Source organism: Psychrobacter sp. UBA5136, assembly GCF_002414005.1.
Classification (GTDB): Bacteria; Pseudomonadota; Gammaproteobacteria; order Pseudomonadales; family Moraxellaceae; genus Psychrobacter.
This window is the reverse complement of sequence record NZ_DHYG01000025.1, coordinates 12,737-32,912: the sequence shown is the minus strand read 5'-3', so window position 1 is coordinate 32,912 and position 20,176 is coordinate 12,737. Positions and strand designations below refer to the sequence as shown.

Genomic DNA, 20,176 nt, shown 5'->3' with positions numbered 1-20,176 from the left:
GATAGTATAAGATGGCGGACATTGGCGCAATCTGCAACTATTCAATGGGCAGAGCGCATGATAAAATAGACGGTTCACATGTCAAAACTGGAAATCCCGTATGTCAGCTTCTACTAAAACCTCTTCATCGTCTGCTAGCACGGGTAACAGTCATATTGACCCGACAGGTTTTGTAAAGCTTGGCGCGCAACTGCCCACACTGGCAAATATTTTGGCGCAAGCAATAGATGAGCTGGGTCTTACTTTAAGCGCATCGCAGCAGCGCACGTTATTATTGTATTTAGACCAGCTTTTATTATGGAATAAGGCGTATAATCTGACCGCGATTACTGATCCAATCGAAGCGCTTATCAAACATATCATCGATTGCTTGGCTATTATAACCCATTTACCATCAGGCTCGCTGCTTGATATTGGGACGGGCGCGGGCTTGCCAGCGGTAATTATTGCTATTTGTCAGCCTGAGCGCCAGTGTACCGCCCTTGATAGTAATCAGAAAAAAATTCGGTTTATTAAGCAAATCAGTAGCGAGCTTGGTTTGAGCAATATGCATCCAGTCGCCTCGCGTATTGAGGCGCATGAAGCCAGCTATGAGGTGGTAACGTCGAGAGCGTTTGCCAGCTTGATTGATTTTGTCGATGTTGCTCAGCCGCGTTTGGCAGATAATGGCTATTTATGCGCGATGAAGGGCAAAGCGCCAAGCAATGAAGAGCTCCAAGCGCTAGATGAGAATTGGCAGATTAAGACGATTCCGTTAAAAGTGCCGCGTTTACAAGATAGTCGTCATTTAATTGAATTATCTTATAAAAATGTCTAAGCTATGAACACGCAAATGACGATAGAACAACATTTGTTCTATTGTGAAAATAATTTTTCTATTTATTTGTACGCTCGCGATGAAATAAGCGATAGGTAAAAGTGTGCCGTGTGCGTAAAATAATGAGCACTAATAGCAAAAATGCTTGAGTAAAAATCAGTAACAGATCCTAATTAAATTGAGTGAGTGTATGGAAATCATAGCAATTGCGAATCAAAAAGGCGGCGTGGGTAAAACCACGACGGCAGTGAATTTGACCGCCAGCTTAGCGGCCAAGCGCAAGCATGTACTGCTGATTGACTTAGACCCACAGGGTAACGCCACCAGTGGCACGGGCGTCGATAAGAACGCCTTGGACTTGACCATCGCTGATGTGCTGCTTGATGGGGTGTCATTATCTGAGGCGATTGTGAGGAGTCCGGCTGGGTTTGATGTCATCGGTGCCAATCGTGATTTGGCGGGTATGGACATCACCTTAATGAGCAAAACCAATAGCCATGAGCTGTTTAAAACGGCGATGATAGAGCTGATCAACGATCAAATGGCGGCAAACAAACCAGCTTATGATTATGTGATTATTGACTGTGCCCCAAGCTTAAATTTGCTGACGATTAATGCTTTGGTTGCCACCGACGGCGTGATTATCCCGATGCAGTGCGAGTATTATGCGCTAGAAGGGTTGGCGGATTTGTCGCAAACGATTGAGCGTCTGACCGAACTCAACCCTAAGCTCTATATTCGCGGCGTGGTAAGAACGTTATTTGATACGCGCAATACCTTGGCGCGTGATGTGTCTGCTGAATTAGAAGCGCACTTTGGCGATATCATGTATAACACCCATATACCAAGAAACATTCGCTTGGCAGAAGCGCCGGCGCATGGTTTGCCGGTTATCGCGTACGAGAGATGGTCAAAAGGCTCGCGCGCTTATCAAAAACTGGCGGCTGAAGTGATGAAACAAAGCCGTTAATTGTCAGTGGCTTGTTCAGTGAACATATTAAGAACAGCAAAAAAACAGCAAAGTGTATTTATTAGTAAGCTTGTATTTATCATTATTTGGCTTTTTATTTTAGCGTTAGAGGATAGGTAATCATGGCAAAGAAAAGAGGGTTGGCTGCCAATCGGGGCTTAGATGCCTTACTAGGGTCAATCAAAAAAGAAAAGCAAATTGCCGCCTCTGCCTTACAAGATGACGCGGTGGTGCGCGAGGCTACTGTGTCAGCGGAAATATCAGACGCTAAAAAGCAGGAACAGGATGCCAGCGCGGTAGACAAAGCTGCTGATGCAAAAACTGCTCACAAACCTTCTGCTTTGCCAGTATCTGAGCAAGCTACTGACAATAATAATCGTAAAGCGCGGACGATTAAAAAATCCCCTGCTAATAAAGTTCGTGGTAACGCCACAGAAAACAGCGCCTCTGAAGACCAGATCAGCTTGGTACAAATTGATGTCACGCGCTTGCAGGCAGGTAAATACCAGCCGCGCCGTGATATGAGTGAAACGGCGCTAGCAGAATTGGCCTCTTCTATTGAGCAACATGGCGTGATGCAGCCGATCGTTATTCGTCCTTTACTGGCGAATGAAGACAAAAGTGAAGCCTTGGTGACGCACGAAATTATCGCCGGTGAGCGCCGTTGGCGTGCGGCAAAAATGGCTGGTAAATCGGTTATACCAGCGATTGAGCGTGCGTTATCCGATGAGCTAGCCATTGCACTGGCATTGATTGAGAATATTCAGCGCGAAGATTTATCGGTGATTGAGCAGGCCGCTGCCCTGCAGCGTTTTCATACAGAGTTCGGTATGAGTCATGCGATGATTGCCGAGGTGGTGGGTAAAGCGCGTACTACGGTTTCAAACCTTTTGCGCTTGAATCAGCTGCATGACACGGTCAAAGACCATTTGGCAAACAGCGCGTTAGATATGGGGCATGCGCGTACATTGTTGGCATTATCCTCAGAACAGCAGCCCATCATTGCGCAAAAGATTATCGATGGGGGCATGACGGTGCGCGAAGCTGAAAAGCTGGTCAAATCCATCTTGCAACCTGCGCCGAAAGTCAATCGCCCTGGGCAAACCCAATCGCGTGATGCTGAGCGCTTAACCCAGCGTTTAACTGACATGCTAGGCGCAGAAGTAAAGCTTAAGCATAAAAAAGACGGGCAGGGTAGTGTCGAGATATTCTTCCACAGTCATGAGCAACTAGCGGCTTTGATTAAACATATGGAAGCGCAGGCTTAAAATGAGGACACGCCCTAGTATTTTTTGCTGACTATATAAACGTAAAACCATCTTTTAATAACTTTATAAAAATATAGAAGAGAATGCGTATGTGGGAGCTGGTAAAAGCAGGTGGTTGGCTGATGACGCCTATTGTGTTGTGCTCAATATTGGCGTTGGTGATTATTATCGAGCGTAGCCATACGTTGCAATTTAATAAAATTGTACCTAATAGATTGCGCGAGCAGCTGATAACGCGCCTACGTGAGAACGGTGATATTGGTCGTACGCAGCTGATGAATGTGAAAGAAAAAACCCCGTTGGGTGACATTCTCGCGACCGGTCTGCTTTATCGCCAATACGGCTTAGATTCGATGACCATGCATATGCAAAACCGTGCCAGCGTACAAGTGCATCAGTTAGAAAAAAATATCAATATGCTCGGTACCATTGGTGCGATTGCACCCTTGCTTGGTTTGCTAGGTACGGTATTAGGTATTATCTCGTCTTTTCTAGCGATTACTGATGGCGCGATGCAAGATCCAACGATGCTTGCTGCGGGCGTATCACAAGCCTTGATTACCACTGCTGCTGGTATGATTGTCGCTATCCCAGCTCTGGTTGCTTATCGCTATTTTCAGCGCCGTATTATCGATATCAATGCGCAGTTTGAAACGCAAGCGGGACTGATGATTCAAGAGTTGTATGATTATCAATTGCTAGAGAATATGCACGCCTCTACCATGTCTCTCCCTGCTAGTAGTGTAGAAGTGAATAAGCGTATGGATTATGAGCTTTCAATGAACACCTCAGATTTAGAAACATTAGAAGCAACGACGGCGGCGACTTAATGCTAGTGTTGGTATTATCCTAATGGATTATAAAGATAATAGTATGAGCCACTGTTTATTGAATCTATATATTTAAGCCCATTAAAGAGAGCGATATGCGCTTTAGAAAACCGACCGTTGAGCCGCTTGAAATCAATCTGACGCCAATGATTGATTGCTTATTATTTTTAATTGTATTTTTACTCCTTGCTACCTCGTTTAACCACTTTAGCCGTCTAAATATCATTCTTCCTGAAGCGGAAGGGGTGGCAATGACAGAAGAGAAAAACAGTATCGAAGTGGCCGTGCAAGAAGATGGCAGTTATCTGGTCAACGGTATTACGCTTGCCAGTAGCGATGAAGCGGAACTAACCAATATGTTACAGCAAGAGGCGGGAAGTAATCGTGATATGCTATTCGTTATTGCCGCTGACGCCAATGCCACGCATCAATCGGTGGTTCGCGTTATGGATATCGCTGGTAAATTGGGTTTTTTAAATCTAAATATCAGCACAGTTGTGCCACTTGGGCAGCCTTTACCAGAATCTGTGCCACAGTAAATTTTAGGGCTTTAATAAAGCGAGAAAGGTTATTAAGCACTATTATCATTACCCTTAACGCTCTTACTGCTCTACTTTATGCTCACACGCCACTGCTATATTTGTGTCATTTATTCCTTTTTTATACCTAAACTGAGGCTTTTATGAGCCAAGCTTATCAACCTGACTCTAAAAAAAATCCTGCTAAAAAGTTATCAGCAGTGCCATCAAATACGCCCAAACATAGGACTTTATTACGTCTATTAAGCTACCTTAAACCTTATTGGTGGGCGCTAATTTTGGTCATAATAGGATTTGCGATTAATGCGGCGACAGAGATTTGGATTGCCAAATTGTTGCAATATATCACTGACGCCATCAATCAAAACGATCAAAGTAAGCAGGACTTGTTTCCCTTTATTATTGTCGTGCTGTTTTTTGTCCGCGGTGTGGGCAGTTTTTTAGGCAATTACTATACGGCATTGGTCTCGCGTAATCTTGTTTATGAATTACGCGTTCAAGTGTTTAATAAGCTTTTGCGCTTGCCAAGCTCGTTCTATCTGGCGAATCCAGCAGGGACCATTTCCTCCAAGCTTATTTTTGATGTTGAGCAGGTGACTGCCGCTAGCACCGATTCGATGAAAACTTTGTTGCGCGATGGTTTGACGGTGGTGGCCTTGATAGGATTTTTACTTTATAGCAACTGGCGCTTAACCTTGATTTTATTCGTCGTGCTGCCACCAATTTTATGGCTGATACGTGTGGCCTCAAAGCGCTACCTAAAGCTGTCGAAAGGTATTCAAGAAACCATGGGCAATGTCAGCCATATCACCAATGAGGTCATCGGTGGCTATCAGGTGGTGAAAAATTACGGCGGGCAAGCGTATGAAGCCGAACGTTTTGATATGACGTCGAAGAAAAACTTGCGCCAAGGGATGAAGGTCGTTGTCACCAATAGTATTAATACTCCAGCGGTGCAGTTATTGATGGCGACGGCAATGGCTGTCGTCGTATGGCTCGCGCTGCGGCCAGCGGTGATAGATAATATTTCGGCGGGTGAGTTTATTTCCTACATCGCTGCCGCAGGCTTATTAAGTAAGCCGGTGCGCTCGCTCACTGATGTCAATCAAAAATTACAAAAAGGCATTGCCGCAGGCGAGTCGATTTTTACTTTACTGGATGAGCCAGAAGAAGAAGATACAGGGGTGCTTAGCCCAACTCTAGTAGGTGACATTAAGTTAGATAACGTCAGTTTGGTTTATCCTGATTCAACCGTGGCGCTGCAAGACTTTACTTTAGACGTGCGCGCAGGTGAAACAGTCGCATTGGTCGGGCGTAGCGGCGCTGGTAAATCCTCTTTAGTCAATTTACTCACGCGTACCTTATCGACCTCTTCTGGGCAAATTACCCTCGATGGTATGCCAATTGAAGATATTAAGCTTGAAAGCTTGCGCGCGCAGATTGCCATGGTCAATCAGCAGGTGGTGCTCTTTAACACCACGGTGTTTAATAATATTGCCTATGGTAGTTTGGCAGATAAAACCCAAGCTGAAGTTGAGCAAGCGGCAAAAGACGCTTTTGCCCATGATTTTATTATGAAAATGCCAAATGGCTATCAAAGTGAGATTGGCGCTGAAGGCTTGCAGCTATCAGGCGGTCAACGTCAGCGTATCTCGATTGCGCGTGCGCTGTTAAAGGACGCGCCGATTTTAATCTTAGATGAAGCCACCAGTGCCTTAGATAATGAGTCAGAATACTACATTCAAAAGGCGCTCGATAATGTCATGAAAGATCGCACGACGCTGGTGATCGCCCATCGTTTAACGACAATTGAATCCGCTGACCGTATTGCTGTTATGGATAGCGGCCGAATTGTCGAGCTAGGTACCCATGAAGAGCTGATGCAATTGCAGGGGCATTATGCGCAAATGTACGCCCGCGATTTTGAGTAAAGGTACTGTTTGAGTAAAGCTGCTGTTTAAGTAAAGCTAATGGAAGCAGTGATTATACTTTGTAGTATAAATATGGCTGAATATATAGGATAAGTAATAAACCATCATGAGTATTGAGACGACAATGACGCGTGCATGGCAACGTCAGGCCGCATGGCTCTGGCTGCTATTGCCTGTCAGCTGGTTGTACGGTCTCATTACCGTGCTGCGCCGTCAAGCTTATAAAGCGGGATTGTTTTCAAGTTATCGCGCGCCTATTGCTGTGATGGTTATTGGTAATATTACGGTCGGCGGCAGCGGTAAAACACCGTTAATTATTGCCTTGGTCAACCACTTACAAAGGCAAGGCATCAAGGTAGGCGTTATCAGCCGCGGTTATGGCGGGGATAGCAGTCAGATGCCCGCTTTGGTGCATGCTGATAGTTTGCCAAGTATCGTAGGGGATGAGCCCTGCTTAATTGTCAATACGACGGGCGCGGCTATGGCAGTTTGTCCCAATCGCAAGCAGGCGATTACTACCTTGCTAAGCGCTCATCCCGACTTACAACTGATTATTGCTGATGATGGTTTGCAGCATTATGCGCTACAACGCGATATTGAGTGGATTGTGGTCGACGCGGCTCGCGGTTTTGGTAATCAGCAATTGCTGCCAACCGGTTTTTTACGCGAACCGATGTCGCGCCTACAGGGCGCAAACGTGGTTTACCATGAAAAATCCGATAGGACGACCACGGATAATAATGAAGAACAATCTAATCGGTTAACCATGCATCTACAAGCGGATACATTGCAGCTTTTATGGCCTGCTAATGATTTATCCGCAGCAGCAAAAACGGCTATGTCACTTATGCCGCCCACGCCAAGTAGCCGGGTACATGCGGTAAGCGGTATCGGCTATCCGCAGCGTTTTTTTGATACTTTACTATCGCTTGGCTTTGATGTCGTTGGACATGCTTATCCCGATCATTATGATTTTAGCTTGGATGAGCTGCTACAGTATGGCGAGCTGCCTATTGTTGTGACCAGTAAAGACGCGGTGAAAATAAGAGCCTTGCTATTGGCGGCAACTCGCCAGCAAACACTGAGCGAGCAGTATCAAGAAATCGTTAGCCGATTATGGGTATTGCCAGTGACTGCGGTGTTGTCGGATAGTTGTTATGACAGTTTACAGCAGCAATTAAAAGCTTTAAATGTCGATATTACTAATGGCTAAATGCCTAAAAATGTAGATGATTTTTATAGGAATAAACCATGTCGTCAGACCTTACGCTCGCCAAAACTCACATCGTTATCCCTGCGCGCTTTAAAAGCACGCGCTTACCGGGTAAGCCATTATTAAAAATTCATGATAAGCCAATGATACTTTGGGTGGCTGAAAAAGCGCAATTGGCTGATTTTGCGGATGATATGTGTATTGCGACAGATGACGAAGCGATTGCCAAAGTTTGCACAGACGCAGGTTTTGATGTAGTAATGACCAGTAGCGAGCATGCGTCAGGAACTGACCGCTTGGCTGAAGTTGCGGCCATTAAAGGCTGGGCTGAGCATGATATTGTGGTCAATATGCAAGGGGATGAGCCGCTAGTACCGCCGTTATTATTGGAGCAAGTTAAAGCACTGTTGGTGCAAGACAGCAAGAGCGTGATGGCGACCTTATGTGAGCCTATCGAAGACTACGAGACTTTTATACGTCCATCGGTGGTTAAAGTCGTCAGTCAGACTTCTAACGATTTACAGCGCGCATTGTATTTTAGCCGGGCACCGATACCGTGCGATCGTGATGTGGCGTTAGCAAATGATAGTGAGACACCTAAACAATCGCCGAAAAATGCTTATCGCCACTTGGGGTTATATGCTTATCGCGTCAGCTTATTGCAGCAGTTTGTACACTGGCCGCAAACGCCACTTGAAACTCTAGAAAGCCTAGAGCAGTTACGCGTACTAGAAAATGGCGGGCATATTGCTATTGCCACGGCAAGCTGTCATCTACCAGCAGGCGTCGATACCCAAGAAGATTTGGATCGCCTAAATGCCATGAGTCTTGTAGATTTTCAAGACTACTAATATCAAGTTATTTAAAATAGCCTAAGCAGGCTTTTATAAAACACTTGATCAAACACAGTAGCATTAATCGCTATTCAAAGGTTTTAAGCACATTAATGTGCCAAACGTATTAACGTATTAAAGGTATTGAGCGCTGACCATGAGTGAGGTAACTGAAATGACAAGCACACTGCCTTTGACGGATGATATGTATTTTGCGCCGCTGTTACCGTGGCAAAGTGAGCTATGGTCACAGCTGACCAAGCGGGTATTAACGCCGCAGCAATCCTTACCGCATGCGCTTTTAGCAGCGGGTATGCAAGGCATGGGCAAGCGTGCCTTTGTCTGGCGTTTGATCGCATGGCTGTTATGCCGAGAGCGCGAGAGTCAACCGCTCGGCGCTTGCGGGATGTGCGAGAGTTGTCAATGGCTCAGAGCAGGAACGCATCCAAGTTTACAAGTTTTGCCACTTATTAGTATGCCGGTCAGTACCGATAATGCTGATAATAAAGAAGCGGCAAGTAGCACGGCAAAAGACAAAAAAGCTGCCAAAACTGCCAGTAATACTGCGTTAAAAATAAAGGTCGATGATATCCGTGCCTTGCAGCCATTTATTTATCAAGGCGGTCAGGGCATGCGGATATGTGTGCTCGATTATGCCGAGCAAATGACGCTTGCTGCTGCCAATGCGCTACTAAAAACCTTGGAAGAGCCGCAAGCGCAAGTGCATTTATTTCTCATCAGTGACAGCCCTGCGCAGCTATTACCAACCATTAAAAGCCGCGTTCAGCAGTTGGCATTACAGACCATTGACCCTGCCGTTGCAGTCGATTATGTCTCACAAGCACTTGGCGGTACGGTCAATCGTGAAGCGGTCGGCACGGCTGCTATTGAGCAGCTGATACAATTAGCAAATGGCGCGCCTCTAGCAGCGATCGCCCTTGCGCAAGCGTCTTGGTATAGCAAACGCGCGCTGTGGCTGACGACGTGGCAAGCGCTGCGTAGCGGCAAACGTAGTAGCGTAGCGGCAAGCGATTATTGGCAAACTCAATTAAATATTAGCGAATTTATTCAACTATCTGAGCTAATGCTCGTTGATATACGCCGTGTTTGTTTGGGTCTTGATGCTCTGCAAAAAGACATTGATTTAGCAGCGTCTTTAAACAATTATCAACCTGATGAAGATGGACTAGAGGCGTTTGTAAATAGCCTGCAAGAAACAAAAATTGCTCTACAACAAAATGTGCAAGAAAAATTCGCTTATGATAAGCTGATGCAAGAATTGGCTTATTTATAAATTGGATTAAAAAAGTAACTCTCACTCATAAAGGAAGCGGACTATGGCAATGCCAGGACGTGGCGGGATTTTAACCTGTCATATTGAAGATTTGGAAACGTTATACGCAAGCTATTTATCCTTTGTGACCAATGGCGCATTATTTGTGCCGTCCGACAAAACGCAAAAATTGGGCGATGAGGTATTTATTGCCGTGACTTTGCCCAATTCTAGCGAACGCCTGCCTATGAATGGTAAAGTCGTTTGGATCAATTCAAAAAGTCAAAGCGGCCGTCCAGCAGGATTTGCCGTACAGATAGGCACAGATATTGCTGGCCTGCGCATTAAAAATGAGGTCGAGCGTTTACTAGCCGGTAAAATTGATAGTTTACAGTCGACTTATACTATGTAGTCCTTTGCAGGGTAACATTTGCAGGGTAACATTTGCAGAGTAATAGTTGCAGAGAAACAACTGTGTTTGTTGTCACTACAATACATTTTAGCGACCTCATAAAAGAGCAGCTTTATAAAATACATAAGGCTGCTTTTTTGTCAGTGCAATTTGTTAAATGATACGTAAATGAATTTGGTTAGTAACGCGGCGGCACATACATATCGTCAGGAATTGGCTCGCGGTAATACTCATCATCGCGTTTACGTTCAGGCAGCTCGATTTCTTCGCGCGGTACTTCTTTATAAGGAATTTGCTCAAGTAAGTGGGCGATACAGTTGAGTCGTGCGCGTTTTTTATCATTACCTTCGACCACCCACCACGGCGCTTCAGGAATGTGCGTGCGCTCAAACATGGTTTCTTTGGCTTTGGTATAATCTTCCCAGCGCCGGCGTGATTGTAAGTCCATCGCCGATAGCTTCCACTGCTTGAGCGGGTCATGAATCCGGCTCATAAAGCGCGAATGCTGCTCGTCATCGGTAATCGAAAACCAATATTTAACCAGTCGAATGCCTGAACGTACCAGCATACGCTCAAATTCAGGTACCGATTGGAAAAACTCTTCATACTGCGCATCGGTACAAAACCCCATCACGCGCTCAACACCCACGCGGTTGTACCAGCTACGATCAAATAAGACAATCTCGCCAGCGGCAGGCAGATGCGCGACATAACGCTGAAAATACCACTGTGATTGTTCGCGTTCGGTTGGGGCAGGTAGGGCAGCAACGCGGCAAACACGGGGGTTTAAGCGCTGAGTAATACGTTTGATAGCGCCGCCTTTACCCGCAGAATCACGCCCTTCAAATATCACCACAATGCGCTCGCCGTATTCGACCACCCAGTCTTGCAGCTTGATAAGCTCTCGTTGCAGGCGTAATAACTCTTCAAAATAGGTACGGCGATCAAGCCGTTCTTGCTCGCTCATCTCGCGCCCATCAAAACGGAAATCGCGCACGTAGTCGTCTATCTCATTTTCAAGCTCTTCATCATAGCTATCTATCAGATCTTGATGCATTTTGCGGCGCAGCTCATCGCTAAACACTTCTTTATCCATACGTTTAATAAAGCTGCCCTGTTCAGGCGAGGTTAGATCGCGACGTTTTGATGTGGGTAAGGGTTGCCGATCTATCGATGAGGGACCTTTGCTCATAGTAAGCTCCTAATAATTCTTTTTATAACAGTTCTATATTATGACTGTCCTTTATATGGCTATTACTTTAGCACACTTAGGGTTACGGCTATGAATGCCCAGTGTTTGATTACTGCACACATTTTTGAGCGTTAAAGTTATCCCAGCAGTAACGCTGCATTTTTAAGGAATTTTGATTATGTAAACGTGAGGTTTTTATTCAGAAAAAAAGCGCCCTCTAATCATCGGATTAAAGGGCGCTTTAGAGTTGACTGTTATTTATTGGCTAATTAACCAAACTGGTAAATTATTTCTCTAGGATACAGGTCACACCTTGACCACCAGCGGCGCAGATAGAAATAAGCGCGCGACCTGAACCTTTTTGATCCAATAATTTGGCAGCAGTGGCTAAGATACGACCGCCTGTTGCAGCAAATGGATGACCTGCGGCAAGTGATGAGCCATTAACGTTGAGCTTGCTACGATCGATAGAACCTAGAGGCGCATCAAGGCCTAGGCGTTCTTGACAGAATTTCTCATCTTCCCAAGCAGCCAATGTAGATAGCACTTGTGAGGCAAAGGCTTCATGGATTTCATAGAAGTCAAAATCTTGCAGCGTTAGACCAGCGCGCTCAAGCATACGCGGCACGGCGTAGGTTGGCGCCATGAGTAAGCCTTCTTTATTGCCAGATTTACCGATAAAGTCAACCGCAGCCGTTTCTTGATGGACGATATAGGCTAATGGTTTAAGTCCGCGCTCTTGAGCCCATTCGTCATTGGCCAATAGTACACAAGAGGCGCCATCGGTTAGCGGCGTAGAGTTGGCAGCGGTCATGGTTGGATTGGCGTTCTTTTTACCAAAGACAGGTTTTAATTTAGCAAGCTTGTCTAACGTAGTATCTGGACGCAAGTTGTTGTCGCGCGTCAGACCTTTATATGGGGTGATTAGGTCATCAAAGAAACCTTCGTCATAAGCGCGCGCTAGGTTTTTATGGCTATTAAAAGCAAGCTCGTCTTGGTCTTCACGGCTGATGTTCCACTCAAGGGTGGTAATCGCCTGATGCTCACCCATAGATAGACCTGTACGTGGCTCGCCATTTTGTGGTGAGTCGATCAAGTCTTTTGGATTTAGTCCCATCAAAGCTTTTAGACGTTGTTTGTTGTCTTTAGCGGCGCCCAATTTAATCAGCACTTTACGCAGGCCATCACCAACTGCGATAGGCGCGTCAGAGGTGGTATCAACCCCGCCAGTAATCGCTGAATCGATGATACCAAGGGCGATTTTATTAGCAGAAGCAAAGGTTGCTTGTAAGCCAGTACCGCAAGCTTGTGAGATATCATAAGTTGGGGTGTGAGGGTTTAATGCTGTGCTTAGTGTCGCTTCACGCGTTAGATTGATGTCACGGCTCAGCTTCATAACGGCGCCTGTAACCACTTCACCCATTTTTTCGCCTTGTAAGTTAAAGCGCTCAACCAGACCATCTAGCGCCGCCGTTAGCATATCAGTATTGCTGACATCGGCGTATGCACCGTTTGAGCGGGCAAACGGAATACGGTTACCACCTAAAATAGCCACGCGATGCTGACCTGAGCTAAGCCCAGTTTTGCGCGATTTTTTAGCCATAGTGTTGGTATCTTTTGTATCAGTAGCGCTAGTGTTTTTATCAGCACTCTTTGCTGCGCTATCATCTTCATTGACTTTAGTGTTGGCGTTGTCATCTTTATTAGCCGTAGTGCTAGCGCTGTCTTTTGCATTGCTGTCAGATGCGCTGTCTTTTTTAGCCTCAGTTTTGTTTGTATCTGTGGTTTTTTCGTCGTTGGCCTTGTTGGTCTTAGCGTCAGCTGTTTTATTAGTGTCCGCTGCTTTATCAGTGTCAGCCGTGTCGGCGTCCGTATCTTTTGGCTCAGCGGTTTTTGAGTTTGCCATTGTGTCAAACACATTTGGCTGATTGGCGTCTGTAGTCGCTGTTTCTTTTGTTGCTGCCGCTTCAGTAGCGGTGTCAGTGTTTTTTGTATCGTTAGCTTTTACTACAGTGGTTTCAACGACAGGGCTATCAGGGTGATTATTTTTATTACTCATAATATTATCCTTAAAAAATATGGGTAGAAGAAAAAAGGGTAAAACGCATTACAGAAGAATACCTTAAAAAAGGCATTTAACAGCAAGATGCTTAAAACATTTTAAAAAAGTGTATACCAGAACGATTGTCAGCCATAGCATGACTTAAGCAGGATTTGGTTGCCGCATTTGTTACGCCACATAGTACACGACAAGAAGGTTTAGCATAAGACGTTTTTTACCGCCTTACTGTATCTCTTTAGCAAACGATGTGACGCTACTTTTAAGCCAACACCACCCTTACCAACCAACAACACTAGCGGATTATACTGGCTAGTATGAATGAATGGCATTGCATAACGGGCTTTATGATAATATATTGTTATCTATAAATGCGTTTGCCATAACTTATAAGTTAGATTTTAGCATAAGTTGGGTATTTTTAACGCGAGAAAAAGTTGCTATCTTGTATACTGGCTTGTCTACAGATTATGATAGACAGCAGCGGCTTTTGGACTTGTTTTGCAGGGAAGTGTATAGTTAGGGCAGTTCTTGCCCCGTTTACTAAATACTCATAATTTTTATCAGTGCTAAGGTTGCGACGTCTTTATAATAGGCTTATCGCATTTTTGTTTACTATTATTTGCCCGCTAATTTCATTTTATTCGTGGATTTTTGTTTTACTCATTAACTATAGGATTATATTATGTCAGACCGTTATGGTGATTTTGTGCAGTCTACTATTGGCAGAAAAGTAGCAAAAAATCTAGGCTTGCCTATGCCAGTAGAGCTTGATCGTTTTGATAGTGGACAGCCGTCAGTACGCGGTAGTGTGTTGGTTGGCCGCGCTAATGGTGATAATACCGCCATCAGCGAGTCAGTCGCGCGTATTTTGTCAGACCTGCATGCTGATGTGTTTGTAAATAGCAGCGATGATGTAAAAGATGCGCTGGCCGATGCCGGCGTGAAAGCAAAAGCCAATACGGGCGGCGATGATAAATTTAAAGTCTTATTGTTTGATGCCAGCAATATCAGTAATGCTGATGAGCTCAAGCAAGTCTATGAGTTCTTTCATGCGGTGGCGCGCCGCGTCGAAAAATCAGGTCGCGTTATCGTGATCGGTCGTCCACCAGAAGATTCAACAGATATTGAGGCGGCACTGGCGCAGCGCTCGCTTGAAGGTTTCGTAAAATCTGTTGGTAAAGAGTTTAAGCGCGGTATCACCGCCCAGCTTATCTATGTAGCAGAAGGCGCAGAGCAAAATCTAGATTCAACGTTACGCTTCTTTGCTTCAGCGCGCTCAGCGTATGTATCAGGACAAGTTGTACGTGTCACTAATGGCGCGAACGTTGAGGTTGATTGGACACAGCCTTTGGGCGGTAAAACCATGCTGGTGACTGGCGCAAGTCGCGGTATCGGTGAAGCAATCGCTCGCGTTTTGGCACGCGAAGGCGCTCACGTTATCTGTCTTGATGTGCCGCAGCAGCAAGCGGACTTACAAAAAGTGGCAAGCGAAATCAGTGGCTCTGTATTAACTGTTGATATTACCAGTGCCGATGCCGGCAAAGAGATTGCAGAAGCGGCGCAAAAGCGTGGCGGCTTGGATGCCATTATTCATAATGCTGGAGTGACCCGTGATAAGACACTGGCAAAAATGGACGAGAAAAAGTGGGATATGGTCATCAATATCAACTTGGGCAGTATTGCTAAGTTAAACCGTTACCTGCTGGACAATGACGTGCTAAAAGACAATGCTCGTATCGTCTGCGTATCATCTATCTCAGGTATCGCTGGTAACTTGGGACAAAGTAACTATGCCACTTCGAAAGCTGGCGTCATTGGTTTGGTAAATGCAACCGCTAAGCAGCTAGAAGACAGCTACAAAGACAAAGGCATGACCATCAACGCTGTGGCGCCAGGGTTTATCGAAACGCAAATGACAGAAGCGATTCCGTTTGCCATTCGTGAAGCCGGTCGCCGTATGAACTCAATGAGCCAAGGCGGCTTGCCAATAGACGTGGCTGAAACCATTGCATGGCTTGCTTCACCAGCTTCTGGCGGTCTAAACGGTAATATCGTACGTGTTTGTGGTCAAAGCTTGTTGGGTGCATAGCTTGTTAGATGTATAGTCGGTAAAATACAGGCAAAATATCGCTCGATAAATAACTATCTTGATAAATAACGATATAGTATCGAGCGCGCCTGTATTAAGTAGGCGATATTGACGAGGTTTTTAAATTGTCCTCACATATGCTTACGAAAAAATTGCTGATAAATTGTAATAAAGCTGCCCGAGGGTGGCTTTTTTATGATAAAAACAGGTATGAATCAAAGCTTGTGTTAACAAACGCTCAAACAGTCAGACGACTGCGTAGCAGTTTAAATGTAGCCAAAAAGTTTGCTTAAGCCCCATTTAGCTCAACCTCCATTTAGGATTTATTATGTCAGACAAACATTATGATGCGTTGCCAAAAGCGCACACCACCTATGCCAATATCGTCAAGAGTTTATTGCCTATTGGTAATAGTGATAAGGTCAGCCGCGAGCAGTTGCCACAAGCGACGTATTATGTAGACGAATTGCACATCGACCAAAGCAATCTTGAGGATTATCGTCAGATTTGCGGTTTCGCTGACAACGGCAAAGTGCCCATTACCTATTTTTCTGTGTTATCGCAGACCTTGCAGATGAATATGATGGTCAAAGAGCCATTTCCCTTTGCTATGTTAGGCTTGGTACACGTGGATAATAGCGTGACGCAGTATCGTCCTATCGGTGAGCGCGAAACGGTTGCCATGGCGGTGAAGTTTGATAATTTACGTGACCATGCCCAAGGTCAACAGTTTGACTTTGTCACCACCGTCAAAGCAAACGATGAGGTCATTTGGGAAGGTACGTCTACCTACTTATCACGTAGCAAAAAACCTGCCAGCAGTAAAAATAAAAAAAGTACACCGCGTCCAGTGACCGTTAAGCCTTTAGTTAATGAAGAAGGCGTGCACAGTATTTTTGAAGTACCAGAAGATATCGGCCGTCGTTATGCGTTTGTTTCAGGAGATTTTAACCTTATCCATCTGCATCCGCTATCGGCACGTGCATTTGGTTTTCCAAAAGCCATCGCTCATGGCATGTGGTCAAAAGCCAAGTGCCTAGCATTGATGGACGAGCTGCCAGATGCTTGTACGGTTGACGTATCGTTTAAATTGCCTATCTTTTTGCCAGCCGAAGTAGAGCTTATCGCTGAGCCGGTAGCACAGTTAACAAGCCCAGCAGATACTTGCGAGTTTGGCCTATTTAGCGCGAAAAATGACAAGCCGCATTTAGCTGGGGTGATTAAGCTGCAAGGCGAAAATCAATAGATTGCGTTTCATTTTTAACGCTGTTTTTAACATTTATATCTTACGAACCAATTACTAATTATGACTTTACATGAAGATGCAACAAGCGTAGCTGAGAGCAATAACTCAGCTACGATAGATGAAGCTACTGCTAAAGATAATGGTGTCAATCTAGAAAGTATTGTTGAGCCGTATTTTCGTCCTGATGACAATACCATCGTATGCGGCGCACTCGATGAAGAAAAAGTAGCGGCGTTAGCGGCGGCTGGGGTTGAGTTGGTGCTGAATTTACAGCCAGATGACGAGCTAAATTTCGATGAACGCGCGGCGGTAGAGCGCGCGGGCATGCATTATGAGCAGCTGCCGATCAGCGGTGCTAATGATTTAAAGCAGCTAAATATATTGGCGTTTGATAATATTTTGCGTCAGTACCATGGTAAAAAAACCGTCATGCACTGTGGTACGGGTAATCGCGCTGGCGCAGCTGTGGCGCTGCGGGCAGGCTGGCTACGCGGACGCAAGATGGATACTGCAATGGAGCGCGGCCGCAGTCATGGTTTGACGAAGCTTGAAGAAGAGGTTCATAATCGTTTATTGGTTCCACGCTAAACTGGTGTCATATATAAACTATGTATGGCAAGCTGTAGCGCTAAATATTAGCGACATTTAACAAAAAGGCGACCAATAGGTTGCCTTTTTTATGAGTAAATTTTATAAGCCATTTTTTGGGTATGAAGACCATTTTGCATAAATAAAGCGAGTAAGTAATGAAAAATAATAATGAAAAAACTGAGAATCAAAACGCCGATACGTCTATCAATCCTGTCATTCAGCAACGATTACAACAGCTATTAACGGATTTACAGCTTGATGACGCGCCAGCAGGTGGCGCTTTGGTGGTTTATCAAGCGGGGCAATGTATCGCTCAAGCAAGTGTCGGGTTGGCACGCGCAGATTTATCATGGAGTCCTGATACCTTATCGCTGAATTTTTCAACGGGGAAAGGGGTGTTAGCGACATTGGTGCATGTATTGGTCTCACGGCAAATGCTCGACTATGACCGACCGATTGCCGATTATTGGCCAGCTTTCGCTGTCAATGGAAAGGCGCAGATTACTTTGCGTAGCGTCATGTCGCATCAGGGCAACTTGTTTTCGATTCAAAGTATCGACGTCGATAACGACACGGTGCTTGACTGGCCTCTTATGTTAGAAAAAGTAGCTGCCATGCCAGTGACAGCTCCTGAAGACAGTAAATTATATGAGAGTGCTTATAGCGCCTTGGTTTATGGATGGGTGTTAGGCGGCGTAATAGAAGCTGTTACTTATACGCCGTTAGCCGATGCATTGCGGCATTATTTGACCGAGCCTCTTGGGATTGCAGACAGCTGTTATTTTGGCGTGCCAGACGATAAGGTAAATGACGTTGCCCATTTGGTTAAATATTTCGCATCAGCAGAGCAGAAAGCAAAGCAAGAGAGCAATCAACAGCAACCGCAAGCGCGCCCTCGCCGTAGCAAACCTGTTTTAAGGGCGGACTCTGAAAATACTCTACGCATTTATTCAACTCTACCAAGCTATGCTTGTTGGCAAAAAAAAGCCGTTGCCGATCAAGTCGCTGTTACCGCAGCGAATGGCGCTGAGGATAAAGCGGTAGATCATATACCGAGTTTAGATACGGCAACAATTAACCGCTTATACTTTAATAACAGTCAGCTGAATCTGAAAAATTATAAATCAGCCCTGGTACTGGCCAATAAACAACCCATCGATTATTACGACACGCGGACGCTACAAGCCATCATTCCTGCTGCCAATGGCGTGGCGTCAGCGCAAGCACTAGCAATTATTTATGCCATGCTAGCCAACGGCGGCACATGGCAGGGACAGACACTGATTAACGACGCAACTTTTAAACAGCTATCAACCCCGCAAGTCAGTGGCATGGATGCGGTGATGCCAGCAAAAATGAGATGGCGCTTGGGCTATCATCGCAGGTTTAGTATGTGTCACAGCGAAGCTGGCGATATGAGCGCGCAAGGTTTTGGGCACATGGGTTATAACGGTTCGGTGGCGTGGTGTGATCCTGCGCGGCAATTGTCGTTTACCTTTATCCATAACTTTGATGTGACGATGCTCAATGACGTCCGTCAGTTTGCGTTGACAGAAGCGGTATTGGGTTTGATTGATGCTGAAATATAATAACCAATTATCCTTGGCGCGGCTTATTGGGCGTCATCTTAAGCAGCCTTGGGGAAATTAAACCATGGATAAAGATAGAGGCCAAAATGACAATTGAGCAGACAATCCAAAGTTTAACGGCGTCTACCTCATCAAAGAAGCCCTGATTGAGCGCATAAGACAGATAATATAAGGTGCCAATACCGCGAATCCCTAAGGCGGAAATCGCATATTTTTCAGTATAGGGCAGTTTTAATCCCGATAGGGCAATAAATCCGCCAATCGGCCGAATTAACAGTAAAAAGGTAAAGCTGACGATATAGACGCGCCATGTCAGCTCAACGCCCGCTTGTAGCCCTTGACCTAAAAACATACCAAAAACCACGAGCACCAATGACATCAATAAGCCTTCTGACTGCTCAGCGAAATCGTGCAGCTTTTGGTGATAGCTGTGTTCACGCTCCGAGCGGCGAAAGGCAAAGGCGGCGACAAATACCGCAATAAAGCCGTAGCTGTGCACGTACTCTGCCAGACCATAGGCGAGCAAGGTGAGGGCGATCACCACATAGCCTTGAGAGATAGTCGTGTTGTGGCTGTATTTTGAAAAGACCAATTTTGCCAGTACTTTACCAACGATAATGCCGACCACCAAGCCTGCACCAATTTTCCACAGCACATCATGGGTAAACCATGACCACAGCATCGCACCTGTGAACTGCTGCCCGCCGCTATAGGCTTCCGCTATCTTAATCGCCAGATAGACGAATGGAAATGCCAAGCCATCATTTAACCCGGCTTCTGACGTTAAGGTAAAGCGCGGGGTATCTTCGCCGCCCGTGTTAGGCGGCCCAACTTGAATACTAGAGGCCAATACAGGGTCGGTCGGGGCGAGTACAGCGCCAAGTAAAATGGCAGCGCCTAGGGTCAAACCAAAAGCATAGTAGCCCAATGCTGCCAGTGCAAAAATGCCAATCGGCATCGTGATAAGTAGCAAGCGGACGGTTGGGCGCCATAATTGCCACGACAGCTCGGTGTCAATCTTAATACCAGCACCGACTAGTGAGACCAATACCACAATCTCGGTCAGCTTTTCGATAATTAAACCGTTATCCATCGGATTTAAAAAAGACAAACTGGTCCATAAGTAGCCCATGAGTAAACCAAAGCTTACTTGCAACATCGGCAGCGAGATGGGCGTACGTTTAAAAATAATAGGAAACAGCGCGCCAAATAAAAAGGCAATACCGCAGACCAATAAGAATAAATTATAGTTTTCAATCATAAGTTTGGTGCACGCTATTTATTGGTTTTAAAAGTCAAAGTTAGAGGAAATTTAATCGCT

The 20,176-nt window shown here is 45.4% G+C and carries 17 protein-coding genes; 14 read left to right on the top strand and 3 right to left on the bottom strand.

Annotation, left to right across the window (positions count from 1 at the left end; all coding sequences use genetic code 11):
- The first annotated feature begins 100 nt into the window (after positions 1–100).
- The 10 genes from rsmG to B4240_RS03175 all read left to right on the top strand — a co-directional run bounded on the left by rsmG (position 101) and on the right by B4240_RS03175 (position 10,086).
- A complete protein-coding gene (gene rsmG, locus B4240_RS03220) occupies positions 101–817 on the top strand; it encodes a 16S rRNA (guanine(527)-N(7))-methyltransferase RsmG (RefSeq protein WP_296236800.1) in 717 nt (238 codons plus the stop codon).
- 190 nt (positions 818–1,007) lie between these two features.
- Positions 1,008–1,787, top strand: coding sequence for a ParA family protein (locus B4240_RS03215; protein WP_296236799.1), 780 nt, complete (start codon positions 1,008–1,010; stop codon positions 1,785–1,787).
- Positions 1,788–1,909: 122 nt separating this feature from the next.
- Complete coding sequence (locus B4240_RS03210) at positions 1,910–3,055, top strand: ParB/RepB/Spo0J family partition protein (protein WP_296236798.1); 1,146 nt, start codon at positions 1,910–1,912, stop codon at positions 3,053–3,055.
- Between the two features lie 89 nt (positions 3,056–3,144).
- Positions 3,145–3,885, top strand: coding sequence for a MotA/TolQ/ExbB proton channel family protein (locus B4240_RS03205; RefSeq protein WP_296236797.1), 741 nt, complete (start codon positions 3,145–3,147; stop codon positions 3,883–3,885).
- Positions 3,886–3,980: 95 nt separating this feature from the next.
- Positions 3,981–4,424, top strand: a complete 444-nt coding sequence (locus tag B4240_RS03200) for an ExbD/TolR family protein (protein ID WP_296236796.1) — start codon at positions 3,981–3,983, stop codon at positions 4,422–4,424.
- A gap of 143 nt (positions 4,425–4,567) precedes the next feature.
- A complete protein-coding gene (gene msbA / locus B4240_RS03195; protein WP_296236795.1) occupies positions 4,568–6,355 on the top strand; it encodes a lipid A export permease/ATP-binding protein MsbA in 1,788 nt (595 codons plus the stop codon).
- A gap of 106 nt (positions 6,356–6,461) precedes the next feature.
- Positions 6,462–7,568, top strand: coding sequence for a tetraacyldisaccharide 4'-kinase (gene lpxK, locus B4240_RS03190; protein ID WP_296236794.1), 1,107 nt, complete (start codon positions 6,462–6,464; stop codon positions 7,566–7,568).
- Between the two features lie 38 nt (positions 7,569–7,606).
- Positions 7,607–8,419, top strand: coding sequence for a 3-deoxy-manno-octulosonate cytidylyltransferase (kdsB, locus tag B4240_RS03185; RefSeq protein WP_296236793.1), 813 nt, complete (start codon positions 7,607–7,609; stop codon positions 8,417–8,419).
- 157 nt (positions 8,420–8,576) lie between these two features.
- Complete coding sequence (locus B4240_RS03180) at positions 8,577–9,695, top strand: DNA polymerase III subunit delta' (RefSeq protein WP_414707083.1); 1,119 nt, start codon at positions 8,577–8,579, stop codon at positions 9,693–9,695.
- A gap of 43 nt (positions 9,696–9,738) precedes the next feature.
- Positions 9,739–10,086 (top strand): PilZ domain-containing protein, encoded by a 348-nt coding sequence (locus B4240_RS03175; protein ID WP_296236791.1) that lies wholly within the window; start codon positions 9,739–9,741, stop codon positions 10,084–10,086.
- 178 nt (positions 10,087–10,264) lie between these two features.
- On the opposite strand, the gene ppk2 is transcribed toward B4240_RS03175, so the two are convergent.
- Positions 10,265–11,278: a polyphosphate kinase 2 gene (ppk2, locus tag B4240_RS03170; RefSeq protein WP_296236790.1), complete on the bottom strand. Its 1,014-nt coding sequence runs from the start codon at positions 11,276–11,278 to the stop codon at positions 10,265–10,267.
- 286 nt (positions 11,279–11,564) lie between these two features.
- The gene (locus B4240_RS03165; protein WP_296236789.1) at positions 11,565–13,337 is read right to left on the bottom strand and encodes an acetyl-CoA C-acetyltransferase; all 1,773 of its coding nucleotides are present in this window, start codon (positions 13,335–13,337) and stop codon (positions 11,565–11,567) included.
- 685 nt (positions 13,338–14,022) lie between these two features.
- Between B4240_RS03165 and B4240_RS03160 the strand changes: the two genes are divergently transcribed.
- The 4 genes from B4240_RS03160 (at position 14,023) to B4240_RS03145 (ending at position 18,855) form a co-directional block, all read left to right on the top strand.
- Positions 14,023–15,429 (top strand): 3-oxoacyl-ACP reductase, encoded by a 1,407-nt coding sequence (locus B4240_RS03160; protein ID WP_296236788.1) that lies wholly within the window; start codon positions 14,023–14,025, stop codon positions 15,427–15,429.
- 328 nt (positions 15,430–15,757) lie between these two features.
- Positions 15,758–16,675, top strand: a complete 918-nt coding sequence (locus tag B4240_RS03155) for a MaoC family dehydratase (protein ID WP_296236787.1) — start codon at positions 15,758–15,760, stop codon at positions 16,673–16,675.
- A gap of 60 nt (positions 16,676–16,735) precedes the next feature.
- Positions 16,736–17,263 carry a beta-lactamase hydrolase domain-containing protein gene (locus tag B4240_RS03150; RefSeq protein ID WP_296236786.1) on the top strand — a complete coding sequence of 176 codons (528 nt, stop codon included), beginning with the start codon at positions 16,736–16,738 and terminating at the stop codon, positions 17,261–17,263.
- Between the two features lie 158 nt (positions 17,264–17,421).
- Complete coding sequence (locus B4240_RS03145) at positions 17,422–18,855, top strand: serine hydrolase domain-containing protein (RefSeq protein WP_296236785.1); 1,434 nt, start codon at positions 17,422–17,424, stop codon at positions 18,853–18,855.
- Positions 18,856–18,862: 7 nt separating this feature from the next.
- Here the strand turns inward: B4240_RS03145 and B4240_RS03140 are convergent, their stop codons facing one another.
- Complete coding sequence (locus B4240_RS03140; RefSeq protein ID WP_296236784.1) at positions 18,863–20,116, bottom strand: cation:proton antiporter; 1,254 nt, start codon at positions 20,114–20,116, stop codon at positions 18,863–18,865.
- Positions 20,117–20,176: the final 60 nt, after the last annotated feature.